Raw genomic sequence first — 17,445 nt, 5'->3', positions numbered from 1 at the left:
GACAATTACTGCGAAACGTTACGTAGGTGATCGCGATCCGGGGCGCAACGACGCAGCTCGGGCGCGGTGCGCACGGGCCCGCCGTCGCGGTCCCCGGCGGCCGGTACTGTTCGACGAATGAGCTCGCTGAATCTCGACGACTTCACCGATCTGATCGAGCGCCCCGACGGCGGGGTGCGCCGCGACGCCGAGGCCCGCCGGGAGCGTCAGGTCGTTCCGCCCGGATCGCTGGGCCGCCTGGACGACCTGGGCGAGTGGCTGGCCTCGGCGCAGTCCGCCGTACCGGTGCGGCCGCTCGAACGGCCCCGGGTGGTGCTCTTCGCCGGTGACCACAAGGTGGCCGAGCTGGGCGTCTCGGCGCGGCCCGCGGGCGGCGCCGGCGAGCTGGTGCGCGAGGTCCTGGAGGGCGGCCGCCCCGTGTCCGTGCTCGCCCGGCGCCTCGGCGTGCCGGTGCGGGTCGTCGACATGTCCCTGGACTGCGAGCCGGAGACGCTGCCGGCCGACGTCGTGCGGCACCGGGTGCGGCGCGGCGGCGGGCGCATCGACATCGAGGACGCGCTGACCCTGGAGGAGGCCGAGGCCGCCTTCCGGGCCGGGATGGCGGTGGCCGACGAGGAGGCCGACTCCGGTACGGATCTGGTGGTGCTCGGCGATGTGAGCGTGGGCGGAACCACGGCGGCGGGCGTGCTGGTCGCCGCGCTGTGCGGGACCGACGCGTCGGTCGTCACCGGGCGGGGCGGGCTGGCGATCGACGACCTGGCCTGGATGCGCAAGTGCGCGGCGATCCGCGACGCGCTGCGCCGCGCCCGGCCGGTGCTCGGGGACCAGTTGCAGCTGCTCGCGACCGTGGGCGGCGCCGACCTCGCCGCGATGACGGGCTTCCTGCTGCAGAGCGCGGTGCGGAAGATGCCGGTGATCCTGGACGGCGTGGTGACGGTCGCCTGCGCGCTGGTCGGGCAGCGGGTCGCGTTCCGGGCACCCGACTGGTGGCTGGCCTCCCACGACAGCGGGGAGCCGGGCCAGGCCAAGGCGCTGGACCGGATGGCCCTGGAGCCGCTGCTGTCCCAGGGCGTGACGGTGGGTGAGGGCGCGGGGGGCCTGCTGGCACTGCCGCTGGTCCAGGCGGCGGCGGCGCTGGCGGCGGAGCTGCCGGAGGTCTCCGACGGTGAGGTCGTGGTCGACGCTCAGTGAACGGGCGTCACCTGCGCACCCGGCGTTGACGCGGGGCGGGGGTGGGCGACGCGGCCCGGCGCTACGGGGTGCCGCTGCGCCCACCCGTGCCGCCCCAGCGGCACGACTGCCCGCAGCTGGGGCGACGTACGACTGCCCGTAGCTGGGGGCGACGTACGACTGCCCGTAGCTGGGGGCGACGTACGACTGCCCGTAGCTGGGGGCGACGTACGACTGCCCGCAGCTACGCGGGCGGGGGAAACCGGTAGCCGCGTACGGCGCGAAGGGGACGTGTCGGGGGGTGTTCGCCCGCAGCGGTTGGCGCGTCAACGCCGGCACTTCTGCGGCCGACCGATTCCGCGCCGTTCCGAGGACGGACACCCCCCGGCGCGGCCCCGACCCACACGGAAACGATCCGCGCTACGCGCACCCCCACCCAACCCCACAGGCCGCCGCAGGCATCACCGGCGGTCCGGGGCCGGGCCCGGGTCCGGGTCCGGGCGGCCGCCGATCCAGTCCTGGAAGGCGCGGCGGGGCCCCGACCACCGGCGGTCGTGGTGGTAGGCCCGCAGGCGGGCCCTGGCACGGGCGCGCGGCCGGCGGCCGTAGAAGCGGCGGGCCCACAGCGAGTCCGGGCGGGCCAGGCGGACCGCGCCGATCAGAGCGACAAGGGGAACGATCACCCCGAAGATCGCGATGCGGGCCTTGCCCTTGGCCAGGGCGAGGAGCGAGAAGAAGAAGTTCCCCGCGACGGTCGCGATGACGTTGGCGCGGTCCTGCAACTCGTCCTCGGACATGCCGTCGACGCCGAACGGCGTGAATCCGGCGAGCAACAGTCCGACAAGGGCCGCGGTGACCGCCACGACCTCCACGCTCTGCCGCCCCGCCTCGGTCCAGTAGACGTCGTCGAGGTGCAGGATCAGCGCGAACTCGTCCAGGACGAGGCCCGCCCCGACACCGAAGACCACCGCCGCGAGGGCGGAGCCGAACCCGTGCCGGCCCCCCGCGACCGCGCCGAAGCCTCCGACGACGGTGAGGACGATCCCCGGGACGACGTGGTGGATGTGCACCCCGCCCGCCTTGACGTTGCCGAAGGGGCCCTTGCCGGCCCGGATGAGCCGGGTGATGACCCGGGTGATCACGAACGTCAGGACGAAGGCCGCCAGGGCGAGGAGCAGCGGCAGCTTGCCCGGTTCCATGATGTTGCGCTGCCACCAATCTCCCATATGCGAACTTTATCCACAGCCCGCGCCGGTGCCCTGGTGACCGCCGGGTAGTCTGCGCCGGTGCTCAGGACCCCCTCCCCCGACGGCCTCCGTTTCGCCTTCGGCACCCTCACCGTGTTCCCGGTCAAGGTGACCCGCTGGGACCGGGAGGCGGCGCGCGGCGGCATGCTGTGCGCGCCGCTGGCCGGACTGGCCGTCGGCCTCGTCGCCGCGGCGGCCGGGCTCCTGCTGCTGTTCCTGGGCGCGGGAAGCCTGCTCGCCGCGGTCGCCACGGCCGCCGTACCCGCGATGCTCACGCGCGGCCTGCACCTGGACGGGCTGGCCGACACCGCGGACGGGCTCGGCAGCGGGAGGCCCGCCGAGGACGCGTTGCGGATCATGAAGCAGTCGGACATCGGGCCGTTCGGCGTACTCGCCCTCGTGTTCGTGCTGTTCGCCCAGGTGGCCGCGCTGGCCCAGGCCTACGACGGGTCCTGGGCGCGGGGCGCGCTCGCCGCCGTGGTCTCGGCGACCGCCGCCCGGCTGGCGCTCACGCTCGCCGCCCGGTCCGGGGTGCCCGCCGCCCGCCCGGAGGGACTGGGCGCGGCAGTCGCCGGAGTGGTGCCGATGGGTGGCGCGGCGGCGGTCACCGCCGTCGTCACGGCGGCCGGGGCGGCGGCGGGCGCGCTCCTCGGGCCGTACGACGCGGTCCGTACGGCGCTCGCCGTGCTGTGCGCCGTAGCCGTCGCCGAACTGCTCCTGCGGCACTGCGTCCGCCGCTTCGGCGGGGTCACCGGCGACGTCTTCGGCGGGGTCGCGGAGACGGCGGCCACCACCGCCCTCGTGGTGCTGGTCCTCGGCTGAGCCCGGGCTCAGCAGGCCTCGCGCCACACCCCCAGTTCGTACTTCTTCAGCATCGAACTCAGCCTCAGCTCACGGGACTCGGCGCAGAAGCGGTCGGTCGGCAGCTCGTACTCGACGTGGAAGACCGCCTTGTCCGCGTCGATGAACGGCTGGTTGTCGGCGCATTCGCCGTACTGGGCGCACTGTTCGTTGACCGCGAAGTCGAAGTCGTCCACCAGCTCGGGGATCTGGTCCAGGTCGTTCTTCAGGCCGACGGCCATGCCCCGGTCGTGGGCGAGCCTCGCGATCAGCCGGTTGTAGCGGAGCTGGTCGTCGGCGGTGAGCGGGAAACCGGTCTCGTTCTTGTAGCCGTCCATGTTGTCCGGCTCGACCGCGTCGAAGCCCTTCTCGCGGCACATGTCGATGCGCTCGGCCATCAGCGGCTCCAGGACGTCCGTCTCGCGGATGTCCAGCCAGCGCTCCCCCTCCCAGCCGTTGCCCTTGCCCAGCACCGACTCGGGGAACTTCTCCGCGTCGGGGCGGAAGTCCTCCCAGGCGCCGGTGGACAGGTAGCAGATGACCTTGCGGCCGTCGTCGTGCAGCGCGGCCACGGTGGAGCCGGTGTGGTCGAACCCGTCTATGTCGTAGACCGGTACGTCGACAGACGTGTCGAGCCTGCCGCTGAGCTGCCACTGCCAGGCGGTGCCGGGCCGGGGCTGCCAGCGGTCGCCGGCTTCCGGCTCGTCGTCGGGGGACGACGAGCAGCCCGCGAGCAGCAGGAGAAGGGCTATCGACAGGACCGGGCGTCTCACGGGGCGTGCTCCATGGTGTGGGCTGGCGCGGTGGCGTACCCCAGGAATGATCTCCCATCCCGGAATCCGCGGCCCCGCGGGAGGGAGCGGGGCCGGGCGCGAGCGTAGGCTCGTGCCGGGTGTTTGCCTGCCCAGGCAAAGACCTCATCGCAGGAGGGATCTAGGGTCGGTTGTCGGGCCCGGTCGACCCACCCGCATTCGGCCATACAAGACTTCATACGGAAGCGAGAATTCACCACCGTGACTGCTCTCACTCTCTCCACCGCCGCGGCGCCCGGCCTGCGGGCCGACGCGATCGTGATCGGTGTCGCCAAGAACGCCAAGGGCCTGGTCGTCGCACCGGGCGCGGAGGCCGTGGACAAGGCGTACGACGGCCGGCTCGCCGGCGTCCTGGAGACCCTCGGTGCCGGCGGCGCCGAGGGCGAGGTGACGAAGCTGCCCGCTCCGTCCGGCTTCAAGGCGCCCGTCGTGGTGGCGGTGGGCCTCGGCTCCGAGCCCGAGAAGGACGCCGGTTTCGACGCCGAGGCACTGCGCAGGGCCGCCGGCGTGGCCGCCCGCGCCCTGGCCGGCGCCAAGAAGGCCGCCTTCGCCCTCCCGCTCGCCGAGGCCGCCGACGCCGGCGTCGTCGGCGAGGGCGTGCTGCTCGGCGCGTACTCCTTCGACGCCTACAAGGAGTCGGGCCGTCAGGGACAGGACGCCGCCAAGGCCAAGAACGGCAAGGCCCCGCTGGCCGAGGCCGCGCTGCTCGGCGGCAAGCCCCGGGACAAGGCGTACAAGGCGGCGATCGAGCGTGCCGTCGCCGTCTCCGAGGAACTGAACCGCGCCCGCGACCTGGTCAACACCCCGCCGAACGAGCTCGACCCCGAGGCGTTCGCGGCGGTCGCGCAGGCCGCCGCGAAGGAGCACGGCATCAAGGTGCAGGTGCTCGACGAGAAGGCGCTCACCAAGGGCGGCTACGGCGGCATCCTCGGCGTCGGCGCCGGCTCGGCCGCCGGCCCGCGGCTGGTGAAGCTGTCGTACACGTCGTCCAAGGCGACGAAGTCGCTCGCCTTCGTCGGCAAGGGCATCACCTACGACTCGGGCGGCATCTCGCTGAAGCCGGCCGGGCACAACGAGACGATGAAGTGCGACATGGCCGGTGCCGCCGCCGTGTTCGCCGCGGTCGTCGCCGCCGCGCGCCTCGGCCTGGAGGTCAACGTGACCGGCTGGCTGGCGCTGGCCGAGAACATGCCGTCGGGCTCCGCGACCCGCCCGGGCGACGTGCTGCGCATGTACAGCGGCAAGACGGTGGAGGTGCTCAACACCGACGCCGAGGGCCGGCTCGTGCTCGCCGACGCGCTGTGGGCGGCCTCGCAGGAGAAGCCGGACGCGATCATCGACGTGGCGACCCTCACCGGCGCGATGATGCTGGCGCTGGGCAGCCGGACGTACGGGGTCATGGCGAACGACGACGCGTTCCGCGCGGCGGTGCACGAGGCCGCGGAAGAGGTCGGCGAGCCGGCCTGGCCGATGCCGCTGCCCGAGCACCTGCGCAAGGGTATGGACTCGGCGACCGCCGACATCGCCAACATGGGTGAGCGGATGGGCGGCGGCCTGGTGGCCGGCCTGTTCCTGCGCGAGTTCGTCGGCGAGGGCATCACCTGGGCGCACCTGGACATCGCGGGTCCGGCGTTCAACGAGGGCGGACCGTTCGGGTACACGCCCAAGGGCGGGACCGGGACGGCCGTGCGGACGCTGGTGCGGGTCGCGGAGCTGACGGCTGCGGGCGATCTGGGCTAGGGCGCCTGAGAGCCAGGGGGTGCGGGTGATTCGGCGGCTGCGCGTCCGTTGTGACTGGTCGCGCCCACGCGGCGGAGCCGCAGATCAAACACGGCCCCGCGCCCCTGGCGGCGTGGCCCCTCCGTGGGTGACCGACTGGCCCGGCCGGTCGCGCCCACGCGGCGGAGCCGCGGATCAAACACAGCCCCGCACCCCTGGCGGGCGTCACCTCCTCCGGCGGCACAAGGGAACGTGGGGTGTCTCACACCCCGGCCCGGCGTCTCGTATGGAGCCGACAAGTGCGAAGATGGGGCTCGGCAGGACAGGGCCCACCTCAAGGGCCGAGAACAAAGAGCGGCCGGACACCAGCCGCCGACCGGTCACTGGAGACCGGCGTGGCGCACATGCATGGAGGACGTGACGTGGCGAACGACGCCAGCACTGTTTTCGACCTAGTGATCCTCGGCGGCGGCAGCGGTGGTTACGCCGCGGCGCTGCGCGGGGCACAGCTGGGCCTGGACGTCGCCCTGATCGAGAAGGGCAAGGTCGGCGGTACCTGCCTGCACAACGGCTGCATCCCCACCAAGGCCCTGCTGCACGCGGGCGAGATCGCCGACCAGGCCCGCGAGAGCGAGCAGTTCGGTGTGAAGGCCACCTTCGAGGGCATCGACATGGCGGCCGTCCACAAGTACAAGGACGACGTGATCTCGGGCCTGTACAAGGGCCTGCAGGGTCTGATCGCCTCGCGCAAGGTGACCTACATCGAGGGTGAGGGACGGCTGTCCTCGCCGACCTCCGTCGATGTGAACGGTCAGCGCGTCCAGGGCCGCCACGTCCTGCTGGCGACCGGCTCCGTGCCGAAGTCGCTGCCGGGCCTGGAGATCGACGGCAACCGGATCATCTCTTCCGACCACGCCCTCACGCTGGACCGCGTGCCGAAGTCCGCGATCGTCCTGGGCGGCGGCGTCATCGGCGTCGAGTTCGCCTCCGCGTGGAAGTCCTTCGGCACCGACGTCACGATCGTCGAGGGCCTCAAGCACCTCGTGCCGGTCGAGGACGAGAACAGCTCGAAGCTGCTGGAGCGCGCCTTCCGCAAGCGGGGCATCAAGTTCAACCTGGGCACCTTCTTCGAGAAGGCCGAGTACACCCAGGACGGCGTCAAGGTCACCCTCGCCGACGGCAAGGAGTTCGAGGCCGAGGTCCTGCTCGTCGCCATCGGCCGCGGCCCGGTCTCGCAGGGCCTGGGCTACGAGGAGGCCGGGGTCGCCATGGACCGCGGCTACGTCCTGGTCGACGAGTACATGCGGACCAACGTCCCGACCGTCTCCGCCGTCGGTGACCTCGTCCCGACCCTCCAGCTCGCGCACGTCGGCTTCGCCGAGGGCATGCTGGTGGCGGAGCGGCTGGCCGGCCTGAAGACCGTCCCGGTCGACTACGACGGTGTGCCGCGGGTGACGTACTGCCACCCGGAGGTCGCCTCCGTCGGCATCACCGAGGCCAAGGCCAAGGAGATCTACGGTGCGGACAAGGTCGTCGCCCTGAAGTACAACCTGGCGGGCAACGGCAAGAGCAAGATCCTGAAGACCGCGGGCGAGATCAAGCTCGTCCAGGTCAAGGACGGTGCCGTGGTCGGCGTCCACATGGTCGGCGACCGTATGGGCGAGCAGGTCGGCGAAGCCCAGCTGATCTACAACTGGGAGGCGCTGCCGGCCGAGGTGGCCCAGCTCGTCCACGCCCACCCGACGCAGAACGAGGCGCTCGGCGAGGCCCACCTGGCGCTGGCCGGCAAGCCCCTGCACTCCCACGACTGACCTCCCTCGGTCATTGGGCGCGACGACACAGACTTCCGCAATTCGTAAGGAGCAACCGAAACCATGGCGGTTTCCGTAACCCTTCCGGCGCTCGGCGAGAGCGTCACCGAGGGCACCGTCACCCGTTGGCTGAAGGCCGAGGGTGAGCGCGTCGAGGCCGACGAGCCGTTGCTCGAGGTCTCGACCGACAAGGTCGACACCGAGATCCCGGCACCCGCCTCCGGCGTGCTGTCCTCCATCAAGGTCGCCGAGGACGAGACCGTCGAGGTCGGCGCCGAGCTGGCGCTGATCGACGACGGTTCCGGCGCCCCGGCGGCCGAGGAGGCCCCGGCCGCCGAGCAGGCCCCGCAGGCCGAGCAGGTCGCCGAGCCGGCCCCCGAGCCCGCCCCGGCCGCCCCCTCCACCGAGCAGGCCGCCCCGGCGCCCGCTCCCAGCGCCGACGCCGCAGCCGGCGGCGGTTCCGCCGAGGGCACGGACGTGGTCCTGCCCGCGCTCGGCGAGTCCGTCACCGAGGGCACCGTCACCCGCTGGCTGAAGTCGGTCGGCGACTCGGTCGAGGCCGACGAGCCGCTGCTGGAGGTGTCCACCGACAAGGTCGACACCGAGATCCCGGCGCCCGCCTCCGGCACCCTGCTGGAGATCGTGGTCGGCGAGGACGAGACCGCCGAGGTCGGCGCCAAGCTCGCCGTCATCGGCGAGGCGGGTGCCGCTCCGGCGGCCGCCCCGGCCCAGCAGGCCCCGGCCGCCCCCGCGCAGCCCGAGCCCGCCCAGGCCCCGGCTCCGCAGCAGGCCGCCCCGGCCCAGCAGGCCCCCGCCGCTCCGGCGCCGCAGGCCCCCTCGGCCCCGGCTCCGCAGCAGCAGACCACCCCGGCGCCCGACCCGGCCCCGTCCGCCCCGGCGCCCGCGCCGGCCAAGGCTGCCGCTCCGGCCGCCCCGGCCGCCGCCCAGCCGGTGGACGACGGCGCCTACGTCACCCCGCTGGTGCGCAAGCTCGCCGCCGAGAACGGCGTCGACCTGTCCACCGTCAAGGGCACCGGCGTCGGCGGCCGCATCCGCAAGCAGGACGTCGTCGCCGCCGCCGAGGCGGCCAAGGCCGCCGCTCCGGCTCCGGCCGCCGCCGCGCCCGCCGCGAAGAAGGCCCCCACCCTGGAGGCCTCCCCGCTGCGTGGCCAGACCGTCAAGATGCCGCGCATCCGCAAGGTCATCGGCGACAACATGGTCAAGGCGCTGCACGAGCAGGCCCAGCTGTCGTCGGTCGTCGAGGTCGACGTCACCCGCCTGATGAAGCTGCGCGCCCGTGCCAAGGACGCGTTCGCGGCCCGTGAGGGCGTCAAGCTCTCGCCGATGCCGTTCTTCGTCAAGGCCGCGGCCCAGGCGCTGAAGGCGCACGCGCCGATCAACGCCAAGATCAACGAGGCCGAGGGGACCATCACCTACTTCGACACCGAGAACGTCGGTATCGCGGTGGACTCCGAGAAGGGCCTGATGACCCCGGTCATCAAGAACGCCGGTGACCTCAACCTGGCCGGCATCGCCAAGGCGACCGCCGACCTGGCGGGCAAGGTGCGGGCCAGCAAGATCAGCCCGGACGAGCTGGCGGGTGCGACCTTCACCATCAGCAACACCGGTTCGCGCGGCGCGCTGTTCGACACGATCATCGTGCCGCCGGGCCAGGTCGCCATCCTCGGCATCGGCGCCACGGTCAAGCGCCCCGCCGTCATCGAGACGGAGGAGGGCACGGCCATCGGCGTCCGCGACATGACGTACCTGACCCTGTCCTACGACCACCGTCTGGTGGACGGCGCCGACGCCGCCCGCTACCTGACGGCGGTCAAGGCGATCCTGGAGGCGGGCGAGTTCGAGGTCGAGCTCGGCCTGTAACCCGCCGCCAGTGGGCCTGTACGGTGCCCCCGCCCGGAGCTCTCCGGGCGGGGGCACCGTCGCGTTCCGGCGGCGGCGCGCTGTGTAAGTCTCGTCTCACCTGCGTAAAAGCGCCCCCGTGCGCCCTTCCCGCCCGCCGCGTCGGCCGTATTGTCTAAGCGTCAAACGCCCCAGGGGGCCGAAGGGGCCCCTCCCGAAGGAGCTCTCATGACCGCGCCCGTCGTCCACTCGCTGCGCGAACAGATCCGCGAGCACATCCTGGAAGGGATCATCAGCGGACGCTGGCAGCCGGGCGAGCGGATCGTGGAGCGCCGGATCGCCACCGAGCTGGAGGTCAGCCAGACGCCGGTGCGGGAGGCGCTGCGCGAGCTGGAGTCGCTGCGGCTGATCGAGTCGGCGCCGAACAAGGGCGTGCGGGTGCGCAATCTGACCGCCGCCGACCTCGAGGAGAGCTACCCGGTCCGGGCCGGCCTGGAGGCGATCGCCGCGGAGCTGGCGGCGGACCGGCTCGCCGAGGACTGCTCGGCCCTCGAACCGCACGTCGCCGCGCTGTACGCGGCCGACCGGGTGTCCGACGGGACGGCCCAGGTGCGGCACACGGTCGGCTTCCACCGGGAGCTGGTGCGGGCCGCGGGCAACTCGGTGCTGCTGCACACGTGGGAGGGGCTGGGCATCGAGGTGTTCACGGCGCTGTCGATACGGTGGCTGGGGACGGTGCAGCAGTCGTACGCGGAGGAGCACGAGGAGCTGGTCGCGGCGTTCCGTCGCCGGGATCCTCGTATCGCGGACCTGGTCAAGGCCCACGTCCTGGGCTGCGCCCCCCGCGCCTAGGTTTTCGCCCCCGCCGCCCCTACCCTTCCCGTCCCTGGGGGCTCCGCCCCCAGACCCCCGATTCGCGCAGTTCCCCGCGCCCCTAAAAGGGGCGCGGGGCTGTATCGATATGCGGCTCCGCCGCGTGGGCGCGATCAGCCACGACGCAGCCGCACCCGCCACACCCCCGAACCACCCGAGCTCTACGGCGCTCACCTGCACAAACACCCACCAGCACAGGTCACTCCGTGCCATCGCCGAAGGCACCCCGTGCCGACTTTCTCGTAATCGAGAGGTTTTGCCCCTCAACCCTTTGATCGATCATCGATCAGGGAGTTACAGTCACGGACGGGCTTCCACCCAAGCCCAGCGCCCTGTCCTGCCAAAGACCTAGGGCACCCCCGAACCCTTGACGATGAGGGAACCCCCTTCGACTGAGGAAGGCGGCGACATGACCGACCCCAAAGCCATCCAGCCGAGCGAGCTCGACCAGCTCCCGGACCGCGACCCGGAGGAGACCGCCGAATGGCAGGCCTCCCTGGACGCCGTCACCAAGGCGGCCGGGCCGCACCGTGCCGCGTACCTGATGCGCCGCACACTGGAGCGCGCCGAGGGCGCCGGCATCGCGCTGCCGAAGCTCCTCGAGACGGACTACGTCAACTCCATCCCGACCGCCGACGAGCCCGCCGTGGACGGCGACGAGGCGTTGGAGCAGCGGATCACCGCCTGGAACCGCTGGAACGCGGCGGCGATGGTCACCCGCGGCAGCAAGCACGGCGTCGGCGGCCACATCGCCACCTTCGCCTCCGCGGCCTGGCTCTACGAGACCGGCTTCAACCACTTCTTCAAGGGCAAGGAGGGTGACGGCTCCGGCGACCAGCTCTACATCCAGGGCCACGCCTCCCCCGGCATCTACGCCCGCGCCTTCCTTGACGGCCGCCTCAACGAGGAGCAGCTGGACAACTTCCGCCGCGAGGCCGGCGGGAACGGTCTGCCGTCGTACCCGCACCCGCGGCGGCTGCCCTGGCTGTGGGAGTTCCCCACGGTGTCGATGGGCCTGGGCCCGATCTCCGCGATCTACCAGGCTCGGTTCAACCGCTACCTGACCAGCCGCGGCATCAAGGACCTGACCAACTCCCACGTGTGGGCGTTCCTCGGCGACGGCGAGATGGACGAGCCGGAGTCCACCACCGCGCTCACCCTCGCCGCCCGCGAGGGCCTGGACAACCTGACCTTCGTCATCAACTGCAACCTGCAGCGTCTCGACGGTCCGGTCCGCGCCAACTTCAAGATCGTGCAGGAGCTGGAGGCCCAGTTCCGCGGCGCCGGCTGGAACGTCGTGAAGTCGCTGTGGGGCACGGCGTGGGACGAGCTGTTCCAGCTCGACACCACCGGCGCGCTCGTACGCCGCCTGCGCGAGGTACCCGACGCGCAGGTGCAGACGTACCAGACGCGCGACGCCGCCTACATCCGCGAGGACTTCTTCGGCAAGGACCCGCAGCTCGCCGAGATGGCGAAGCTGCTGTCCGACGACAAGATCCTCGAGTGCTTCCACTACTCGCGCGGCGGCCACGAGTCCCGCAAGGTCTACGCCGCCTACCGCGCCGCGCTCGCCCACAAGGGCGCGCCGACCGTGATCCTGGCCCAGACGGTCAAGGGCCACACCCTCGGCACCGGCTTCGCCTCCAAGAACGCCAACCACCAGATGAAGAAGCTCTCGGTGGACGAGTTCAAGGACATGCGCGACCTGCTCGGCCTGCCGATCAAGGACAGCGACTTCGTCGACGGCGTGGTCCCCTACGGCCACCCGGGCGCCGACTCCCCCGAGGTCCGCTACCTCCAGGAGCGTCGCGCCGCCCTCGGCGGTCCGGCCCCGGCCCGCCGCGTGCACCCGGTCGCGCCGCTGCCCGCGCCCGCCGAGAAGGCCTTCGCGTCCTTCGACAAGGGCTCCGGTTCGCAGAACGTGGCCACCACCATGGCCTTCGTCCGCCTGGTCAAGGACCTGGTCCGGGACAAGGAGACGGGCAAGCGCTGGGTGCCGATCGTCCCCGACGAGGCGCGCACCTTCGGCATGGAGAGCCTCTTCCCGTCCCTGGGCATCTACTCGCCCAAGGGCCAGACGTACGAGCCGGTCGACCGCGACCAGCTGATGTACTACAAGGAGGCCAAGAACGGCCAGATCCTCAACGAGGGGATCACCGAGGCCGGCTCGATGGCCGACTTCATCGCCGCCTCGACGTCGTACGCGACGCACGGCGAGACGATGATCCCGTTCTACATCTTCTACTCGATGTTCGGCTGGCAGCGCACGGCCGACCAGATGTGGCAGCTCGGCGACCAGCTTGGCCGCGGCTTCCTGGTCGGCGCGACGGCCGGCCGGACCACGCTGACCGGTGAGGGCCTCCAGCACGCGGACGGCCACTCCCCCGCCATCGCGGCGACCAACCCGGCGTCGCTGACGTACGACCCGGCGTTCGCCTACGAGGTCGCGGCGATCGTCAAGGACGGTCTGCGCCGGATGTACGGCGAGGCGGCCCCGGGCGAGGACCCGAACGTCTTCTACTACCTGACCGTCTACAACGAGCCGATGCCGCAGCCGGCCAAGCCGTCCGCCGCCGGTGTGGACGAGGGCATCGTCAAGGGCCTGTACCGCTTCAACACGGCGGAGTCGGCGGGCCTGGCCCCGGCCGCCAACGCCCCGCGCATCCAGCTCCTCGGCTCCGGCACGGCGATCCACTGGGCGCTGAGGGCGCAGAAGCTGCTCGCCGAGGAGTGGGGCGTGTCCGCCGACGTGTGGTCCGCGACCTCCTGGACGGAGCTGCGCCGGGACGCCATGGACGCCGACGCGGCGCTGCTGCGCGGCGAGGAGCGGACGCCGTACGTCCGCCAGGCGCTCCAGGGCGCCGAGGGCCCGGTCCTCGCGGTCTCCGACTACATGCGCCAGGTCCCGGACCAGATCGCGCAGTGGGTCGAGCAGGACTACTCGTCGCTCGGCGCCGACGGCTTCGGTCTGTCGGACACCCGTGAGGCCGCCCGCCGCCACTTCGGCGTCGACGCCGAGTCCATCGTGGTCGCGGCCCTGGCCCAGCTCGCCAAGCGCGGCGAGGTCAAGGCGACGGCCGTGAAGGAGGCGCGCGAGCGCTACGGCCTGTAAGGGCCGGCACGAGCCGACAGGAGGCCCCCGCCCCGGCGGGGGCCTCCCGCGTTCTCCTGCATGATGTGGGCATGCGCGCTGCCCGCCTCATCAAGATGGTGCTGCTCCTCCAGTCCCGCCCGGCCATGACCGCCGCCGAGCTGGCCGAGGAACTGGAGGTGTCGGAGCGGACCGTGACGCGGGACGCGCAGGCGCTGTCGGAGGCGGGCGTACCGGTGTACGCGGAGCGGGGCCGGGCCGGGGGCTACCGGCTGATCGGCGGGTACCGCACCCGGCTGACCGGACTGGCGCGGGGCGAGGCCGAGGCGCTGTTCCTGTCCGGGGTGCCGGGGGCGCTGCGCGAGATGGGCCTGGAGGACGCGGCGTCGGCGGCCCGCCTGAAGGTGTCGGCCGCCCTGCTCCCCTCCCTCCGGGACGCCTCCCGCACGGCGGCGCAGCGGTTCCACCTGGACGCGCCGAACTGGTTCCGGGAGCCCCGGACGCCCGAGCTGCTGCCGGCGGTCGCGGACGCGGTCTGGGACGACCGGACCGTCACCGCACGCTACCGGCGCGGGGAGGACGAGGTCGTCCGGGAGCTGGAGCCTTACGGGCTCGTGCTGAAGGCGGGCGTCTGGTATCTGTGCGCGAGGGTCGCGCGGGCGGCGGGCGGCGGGGCCTTCCGCGTCTACCGCATCGACCGGTTCACGGCGGTGGACGCGGGCGAGGAGCGCTTCGCGCGGGACGACGACTTCGACCTGCCCACGTTCTGGGCGGAGCGGGCGGAGCAGTTCGCGCGGTCGATCCTGCGGGCGGAGGTCGTGGTGCGGCTGTCGGCGAAGGGCGTGCGCGGGCTGCCGTACGTCCTCGACGCGCGGTCCGCCCGGGAGGCGCTGGAGGCCGTGGACGCGCCGGACGCGGACGGATGGGTGACGGTGACGCTGCCGGTGGAGTCCGAGGAGGTCGCGCACACCCAGCTGAGGGGGCTGGGGCCGGAGGTGGAGGTGCTGGCGCCCGAGGCGCTGCGGGAGCGGTTCGCCCGGGAAGCGCGGCGACTGGCCGGGTTGTACGGCGACGGGGCGTCCGGGGACGAGATGGACGAGATGTACGGCGACGCGCACCGGGCCGGCACATAACGATCCGCTCCACTCCACGTGCGTACCACCCCTCCAGGACCGATGCTGGACCCGTGATGGACGAGACGGAGTTCTGGGAGCTGATCGACGCCACCCGGCAGGGTGCCGACGGCGATCCCGAGGACCAGGCCGACCTGCTCGTGGAGCGGCTCCTCGGGATGGACCCGGACCTGGTGCTCGACTTCGCCCGCCATTTCGAGGCCCGCTACAACCGCGCCTGCACCTGGGACCTGTGGGGCGCCGCGTGGGTGCTGCTCGGCGGTGCCAGCGACGACGCCTTCGACTACTTCCGGTGCTGGCTGATCGGCCAGGGCCGCGAGGTGTACGAGGGCGCGGTGCACGAGCCCGACTCGCTCGCCGAGTTGCTGGACGACTTCGACGAGGAGCTGGACGGCGACGGCGAGGAACTCGGCTATGCGGCCGACGAGGCCTACGAGCAGCTCACCGGCACCGTCGCCCCCGATCTCGGCATCGCGCCCGCGCCCGCGGAGCCGCTGGGCACCGCGATCGACCTGGAGAACGACCGGGCCGTCGCCGAGCGGTTCCCGCGCCTGTGGGAGCGGTTCGGGCAGGACTGACGCACCGCCTCCGGTCGGCGGTGCTACCGGCTCGGCGCGGGTGTCAGCCTGCCCGGTCCTGGAGTCGCGCCGCCCGGTCCCTGATGTCCGGAAGGCGGGCGGTGAGGGCCGCGCCCGGGCAGTTGGTCTGGTAGCCGTCGTCGTGGCCCGCGACGGCGGGCAGGGTGGCGGTGGCGCCGACGGCGTACCGGCTGAGGCCGTTGCTGGAGACCAGGCTGGCCTTCCCGCGCGGGTCGGTGTCGGTGCGGCCGAGTTTCCAGGCGGCCAGCGCGGCGATCGCGTCGGTCAGCGCGTCGGGCACGGGCACGCCCGCGGTGAAGGTGCCGAGGGCGGCGATGCCGGTGGTGCGGTGGTTGAAGCCCTGGGTGTGGGCGCCGGTGACGGGCCGGTCGATGCCGCCCGCGCGGCCCTCGTAGATGATGCCGCAGCGGTCGACGACGAAGTTGTAGCCGATGTCGTCCCAGTCCCGGGCGCCGGTCTGGCCCGTGTAGACACCCCGGAGGATGGCCGGCACGTCGGCGCAGTCGTAGCCGTTCGGCGTGTCCGTGTGGTGGACGAAGACGGCGAGGACCTTGTCGTCGTAGCGCGGGGGCGGCTGCGCGCGGGCGGCGTCGCCCAGCCAGACCGACCGGGGCACGACGGGCGGCCGGGGCGCGGCGTGCCGGTCGGCGGCGGCCGGCCGGGCGTGCGTCGCGGCGGCCCGTTCCACACCGCTCGCGCACAGCGCCAGCGCGGCGACGGCGGCCAGACCGGGCAGGCAGCCGAGCAGCGCCCGTGCCGCGCCCGGCATGCGGGCGGCGGCACCCGGTACGCGGGCCGCGCGCGGTACGGGAAGCGCACGCCGTTCCCGGGCCTCGCGCGGTCCTCGGAAGACACGCATGGTCCCACTGTCCGGCGGATCCGCTCCATCCGCGATGTGTGCTGTGCCACCCGATGGAACCATCGTCCTGGTCCACGACGTTTTCCGGTTGATCGCACACACTCGCGGTCACTCGCACACCCGTCGGCGCGCACGGGTGGCGGTTTCTCCGACAGCCGCGCGTCCCAGGCTGATCACCGGGCCCGTCCGGCACGTACTCAGGGTCCCGGGGTCCGCAGAGGGTCCGGACGGAAAGGCGGCTCGCGTGGACCTGCTCGACATCCTGCTGGCGCTGGTGGTGCTCGCCTACGCCGCGGCCGGCTACCGGCGCGGTCTGGTGGCCGGTTGTGTCTCGCTGGCCGGTTTCGTGGGCGGTGCGGCGCTCGGCGTGTGGATCCTGCCGTGGGTGATGGATCTGGTGGCGCCGGGTTCGACGGCGGCGACGGTGACCGCCGTGGTCACGGTGCTGCTGCCGGCGGTGGTCTGCCACGAACTGGCGGGGCGGCTCGCGCTGCGGCTGCGCCGGGAGCTGGACGCGGGGCCGCTCAGGGTGGCCGACGGGGTCGGCGGGGCGGTGGCCAACGCGGCGGCCGCGCTGGTCGTGGCGTGGGTGGCGGCGAGCGTCCTGGCGGCGTCCTCCTCCTCGCTGCTCACCTCGGCGATCCGGGACTCGACGCTGCTGGGCGCGGTGCAGCGGGCGATGCCGGACACCACGCCGGCGTGGTTCTCCGGGGCGACGTCCGCGCTGACCGAGGCGGGTTTCCCGCAGGTATTCAACCCCTTCGAGAACGAGTCGACCGCCGAGGTCGCCGAGCCCTCCGGGGACAGCGTCACGGCGGCGGCCACCAACGCGGCCAAGCTCAGCACGGTGAAGGTCGAGGGCGTCGCCGGCACCCAGGGCCGGGAGGGCAGCGGCTTCGTCTACGCGCCGGAGCACGTGATGACCAACGCCCACGTGGTGGCCGGCATCGACGACCCGACGGTGCGGGTCGGCGGGGTCGGACCCGCGTACGAGGCGCGGGTGGTGCTGTTCGACCCGAGCGAGGACGTGGCCGTGCTGTACGTCCCGGACCTGTCCGCGCCCGTCCTGCGGTTCGACGACGACGCGGGGCGCGGCGACCCCGCGGTGGTCGCGGGCTACCCGCAGGACGGCGACCTGGACCTGCGGGCGGCGACGGTGGCGAACCGGATACGGGCGACCGGGCAGAACATCTACAGCGACGCGAACGTCACCCGGGAGATCTACTCGATCCGCTCCACGGTCCGCCCCGGCAACTCGGGCGGACCGCTGCTGACCACCGACGGCCGGGTGTACGGCGTGGTCTTCGCCCGCTCCACCTCCGACGCCCGGACCGGTTACGTGCTGACGGCGGACGAGGTGGCCGACGAGGCGCGGCGCGCGGCGGAGGCGACGGAGGCGGTGGACACGGGCGAGCCGGTCACGTCGTGAGC

13 protein-coding genes are annotated in these 17,445 nt (G+C 72.8%); 10 read left to right on the top strand and 3 right to left on the bottom strand.

Features of this window, described 5'->3' with window-relative positions:
• The first annotated feature begins 117 nt into the window (after window positions 1–117).
• Window positions 118–1,191, top strand: a complete 1,074-nt coding sequence (gene cobT / locus RI578_RS28425) for a nicotinate-nucleotide--dimethylbenzimidazole phosphoribosyltransferase (protein ID WP_310873731.1) — start codon at window positions 118–120, stop codon at window positions 1,189–1,191.
• A gap of 440 nt (window positions 1,192–1,631) precedes the next feature.
• Here the strand turns inward: cobT and RI578_RS28420 are convergent, their stop codons facing one another.
• Entirely contained in the window at window positions 1,632–2,396 is a 765-nt protein-coding gene (locus tag RI578_RS28420; protein ID WP_310873730.1) for a hypothetical protein, read from the bottom strand.
• A 60-nt stretch (window positions 2,397–2,456) separates the two neighbouring features.
• Here RI578_RS28420 and RI578_RS28415 point away from each other — a divergent pair, with 60 nt between their 5' ends.
• The gene (locus RI578_RS28415; RefSeq protein ID WP_310873729.1) at window positions 2,457–3,239 is read left to right on the top strand and encodes an adenosylcobinamide-GDP ribazoletransferase; all 783 of its coding nucleotides are present in this window, start codon (window positions 2,457–2,459) and stop codon (window positions 3,237–3,239) included.
• Between the two features lie 8 nt (window positions 3,240–3,247).
• Here RI578_RS28415 and RI578_RS28410 read toward each other — a convergent pair whose 3' ends face one another.
• Window positions 3,248–4,030 (bottom strand): endo alpha-1,4 polygalactosaminidase, encoded by a 783-nt coding sequence (locus RI578_RS28410; RefSeq protein ID WP_310873728.1) that lies wholly within the window; start codon window positions 4,028–4,030, stop codon window positions 3,248–3,250.
• A gap of 240 nt (window positions 4,031–4,270) precedes the next feature.
• Here RI578_RS28410 and RI578_RS28405 point away from each other — a divergent pair, with 240 nt between their 5' ends.
• The 7 genes from RI578_RS28405 (at window position 4,271) to RI578_RS28375 (ending at window position 15,134) form a co-directional block, all read left to right on the top strand.
• On the top strand, window positions 4,271–5,809 hold the full coding sequence (locus tag RI578_RS28405; RefSeq protein ID WP_310873727.1) for a leucyl aminopeptidase: 1,539 nt from the start codon (window positions 4,271–4,273) through the stop codon (window positions 5,807–5,809).
• A gap of 401 nt (window positions 5,810–6,210) precedes the next feature.
• Window positions 6,211–7,599 carry a dihydrolipoyl dehydrogenase gene (lpdA, locus tag RI578_RS28400; RefSeq protein ID WP_193776216.1) on the top strand — a complete coding sequence of 463 codons (1,389 nt, stop codon included), beginning with the start codon at window positions 6,211–6,213 and terminating at the stop codon, window positions 7,597–7,599.
• A 63-nt stretch (window positions 7,600–7,662) separates the two neighbouring features.
• Window positions 7,663–9,480, top strand: coding sequence for a 2-oxoglutarate dehydrogenase, E2 component, dihydrolipoamide succinyltransferase (gene sucB / locus RI578_RS28395; protein ID WP_310873726.1), 1,818 nt, complete (start codon window positions 7,663–7,665; stop codon window positions 9,478–9,480).
• A gap of 207 nt (window positions 9,481–9,687) precedes the next feature.
• Window positions 9,688–10,311: a GntR family transcriptional regulator gene (locus tag RI578_RS28390; RefSeq protein ID WP_121746623.1), complete on the top strand. Its 624-nt coding sequence runs from the start codon at window positions 9,688–9,690 to the stop codon at window positions 10,309–10,311.
• 430 nt (window positions 10,312–10,741) lie between these two features.
• Window positions 10,742–13,444 (top strand): pyruvate dehydrogenase (acetyl-transferring), homodimeric type, encoded by a 2,703-nt coding sequence (gene aceE, locus RI578_RS28385; protein ID WP_310873725.1) that lies wholly within the window; start codon window positions 10,742–10,744, stop codon window positions 13,442–13,444.
• A 71-nt stretch (window positions 13,445–13,515) separates the two neighbouring features.
• Window positions 13,516–14,556 (top strand): WYL domain-containing protein, encoded by a 1,041-nt coding sequence (locus tag RI578_RS28380; RefSeq protein WP_310873724.1) that lies wholly within the window; start codon window positions 13,516–13,518, stop codon window positions 14,554–14,556.
• Between the two features lie 56 nt (window positions 14,557–14,612).
• Window positions 14,613–15,134, top strand: a complete 522-nt coding sequence (locus RI578_RS28375; protein ID WP_121746626.1) for a DUF4240 domain-containing protein — start codon at window positions 14,613–14,615, stop codon at window positions 15,132–15,134.
• A gap of 43 nt (window positions 15,135–15,177) precedes the next feature.
• On the opposite strand, the gene RI578_RS28370 is transcribed toward RI578_RS28375, so the two are convergent.
• A complete protein-coding gene (locus tag RI578_RS28370; protein ID WP_399061669.1) occupies window positions 15,178–16,014 on the bottom strand; it encodes a peptidoglycan recognition protein in 837 nt (278 codons plus the stop codon).
• Between the two features lie 244 nt (window positions 16,015–16,258).
• Between RI578_RS28370 and RI578_RS28365 the strand changes: the two genes are divergently transcribed.
• On the top strand, window positions 16,259–17,443 hold the full coding sequence (locus RI578_RS28365; protein WP_310873723.1) for a MarP family serine protease: 1,185 nt from the start codon (window positions 16,259–16,261) through the stop codon (window positions 17,441–17,443).
• Window positions 17,444–17,445 lie beyond the last annotated feature (2 nt).

Origin of the sequence: Streptomyces sp. BB1-1-1 (genome assembly GCF_031597775.1) — a bacterium.
Lineage (GTDB): Bacteria > Actinomycetota > Actinomycetes > Streptomycetales > Streptomycetaceae > Streptomyces > Streptomyces thinghirensis.
Note: the sequence above shows the minus strand (reverse complement) of the source record. Positions and strands in the feature narration are given on the sequence as shown.

Bases quoted from the DNA above. Each gene is read 5' to 3' on its own strand.
- cobT (WP_310873731.1), top strand. From the start codon at position 118: ATGAGCTCGCTGAATCTCGACGACTTCACCGATCTGATCGAGCGCCCC.
- RI578_RS28420 (WP_310873730.1), bottom strand. From the start codon at position 2,396: ATGGGAGATTGGTGGCAGCGCAACATCATGGAACCGGGCAAGCTGCCG.
- sucB (WP_310873726.1), top strand. From the start codon at position 7,663: ATGGCGGTTTCCGTAACCCTTCCGGCGCTCGGCGAGAGCGTCACCGAG.
- RI578_RS28390 (WP_121746623.1), top strand. From the start codon at position 9,688: ATGACCGCGCCCGTCGTCCACTCGCTGCGCGAACAGATCCGCGAGCAC.
- aceE (WP_310873725.1), top strand. From the start codon at position 10,742: ATGACCGACCCCAAAGCCATCCAGCCGAGCGAGCTCGACCAGCTCCCG.
- RI578_RS28380 (WP_310873724.1), top strand. From the start codon at position 13,516: ATGCGCGCTGCCCGCCTCATCAAGATGGTGCTGCTCCTCCAGTCCCGC.
- RI578_RS28375 (WP_121746626.1), top strand. From the start codon at position 14,613: ATGGACGAGACGGAGTTCTGGGAGCTGATCGACGCCACCCGGCAGGGT.
- RI578_RS28370 (WP_399061669.1), bottom strand. From the start codon at position 16,014: ATGCGTGTCTTCCGAGGACCGCGCGAGGCCCGGGAACGGCGTGCGCTT.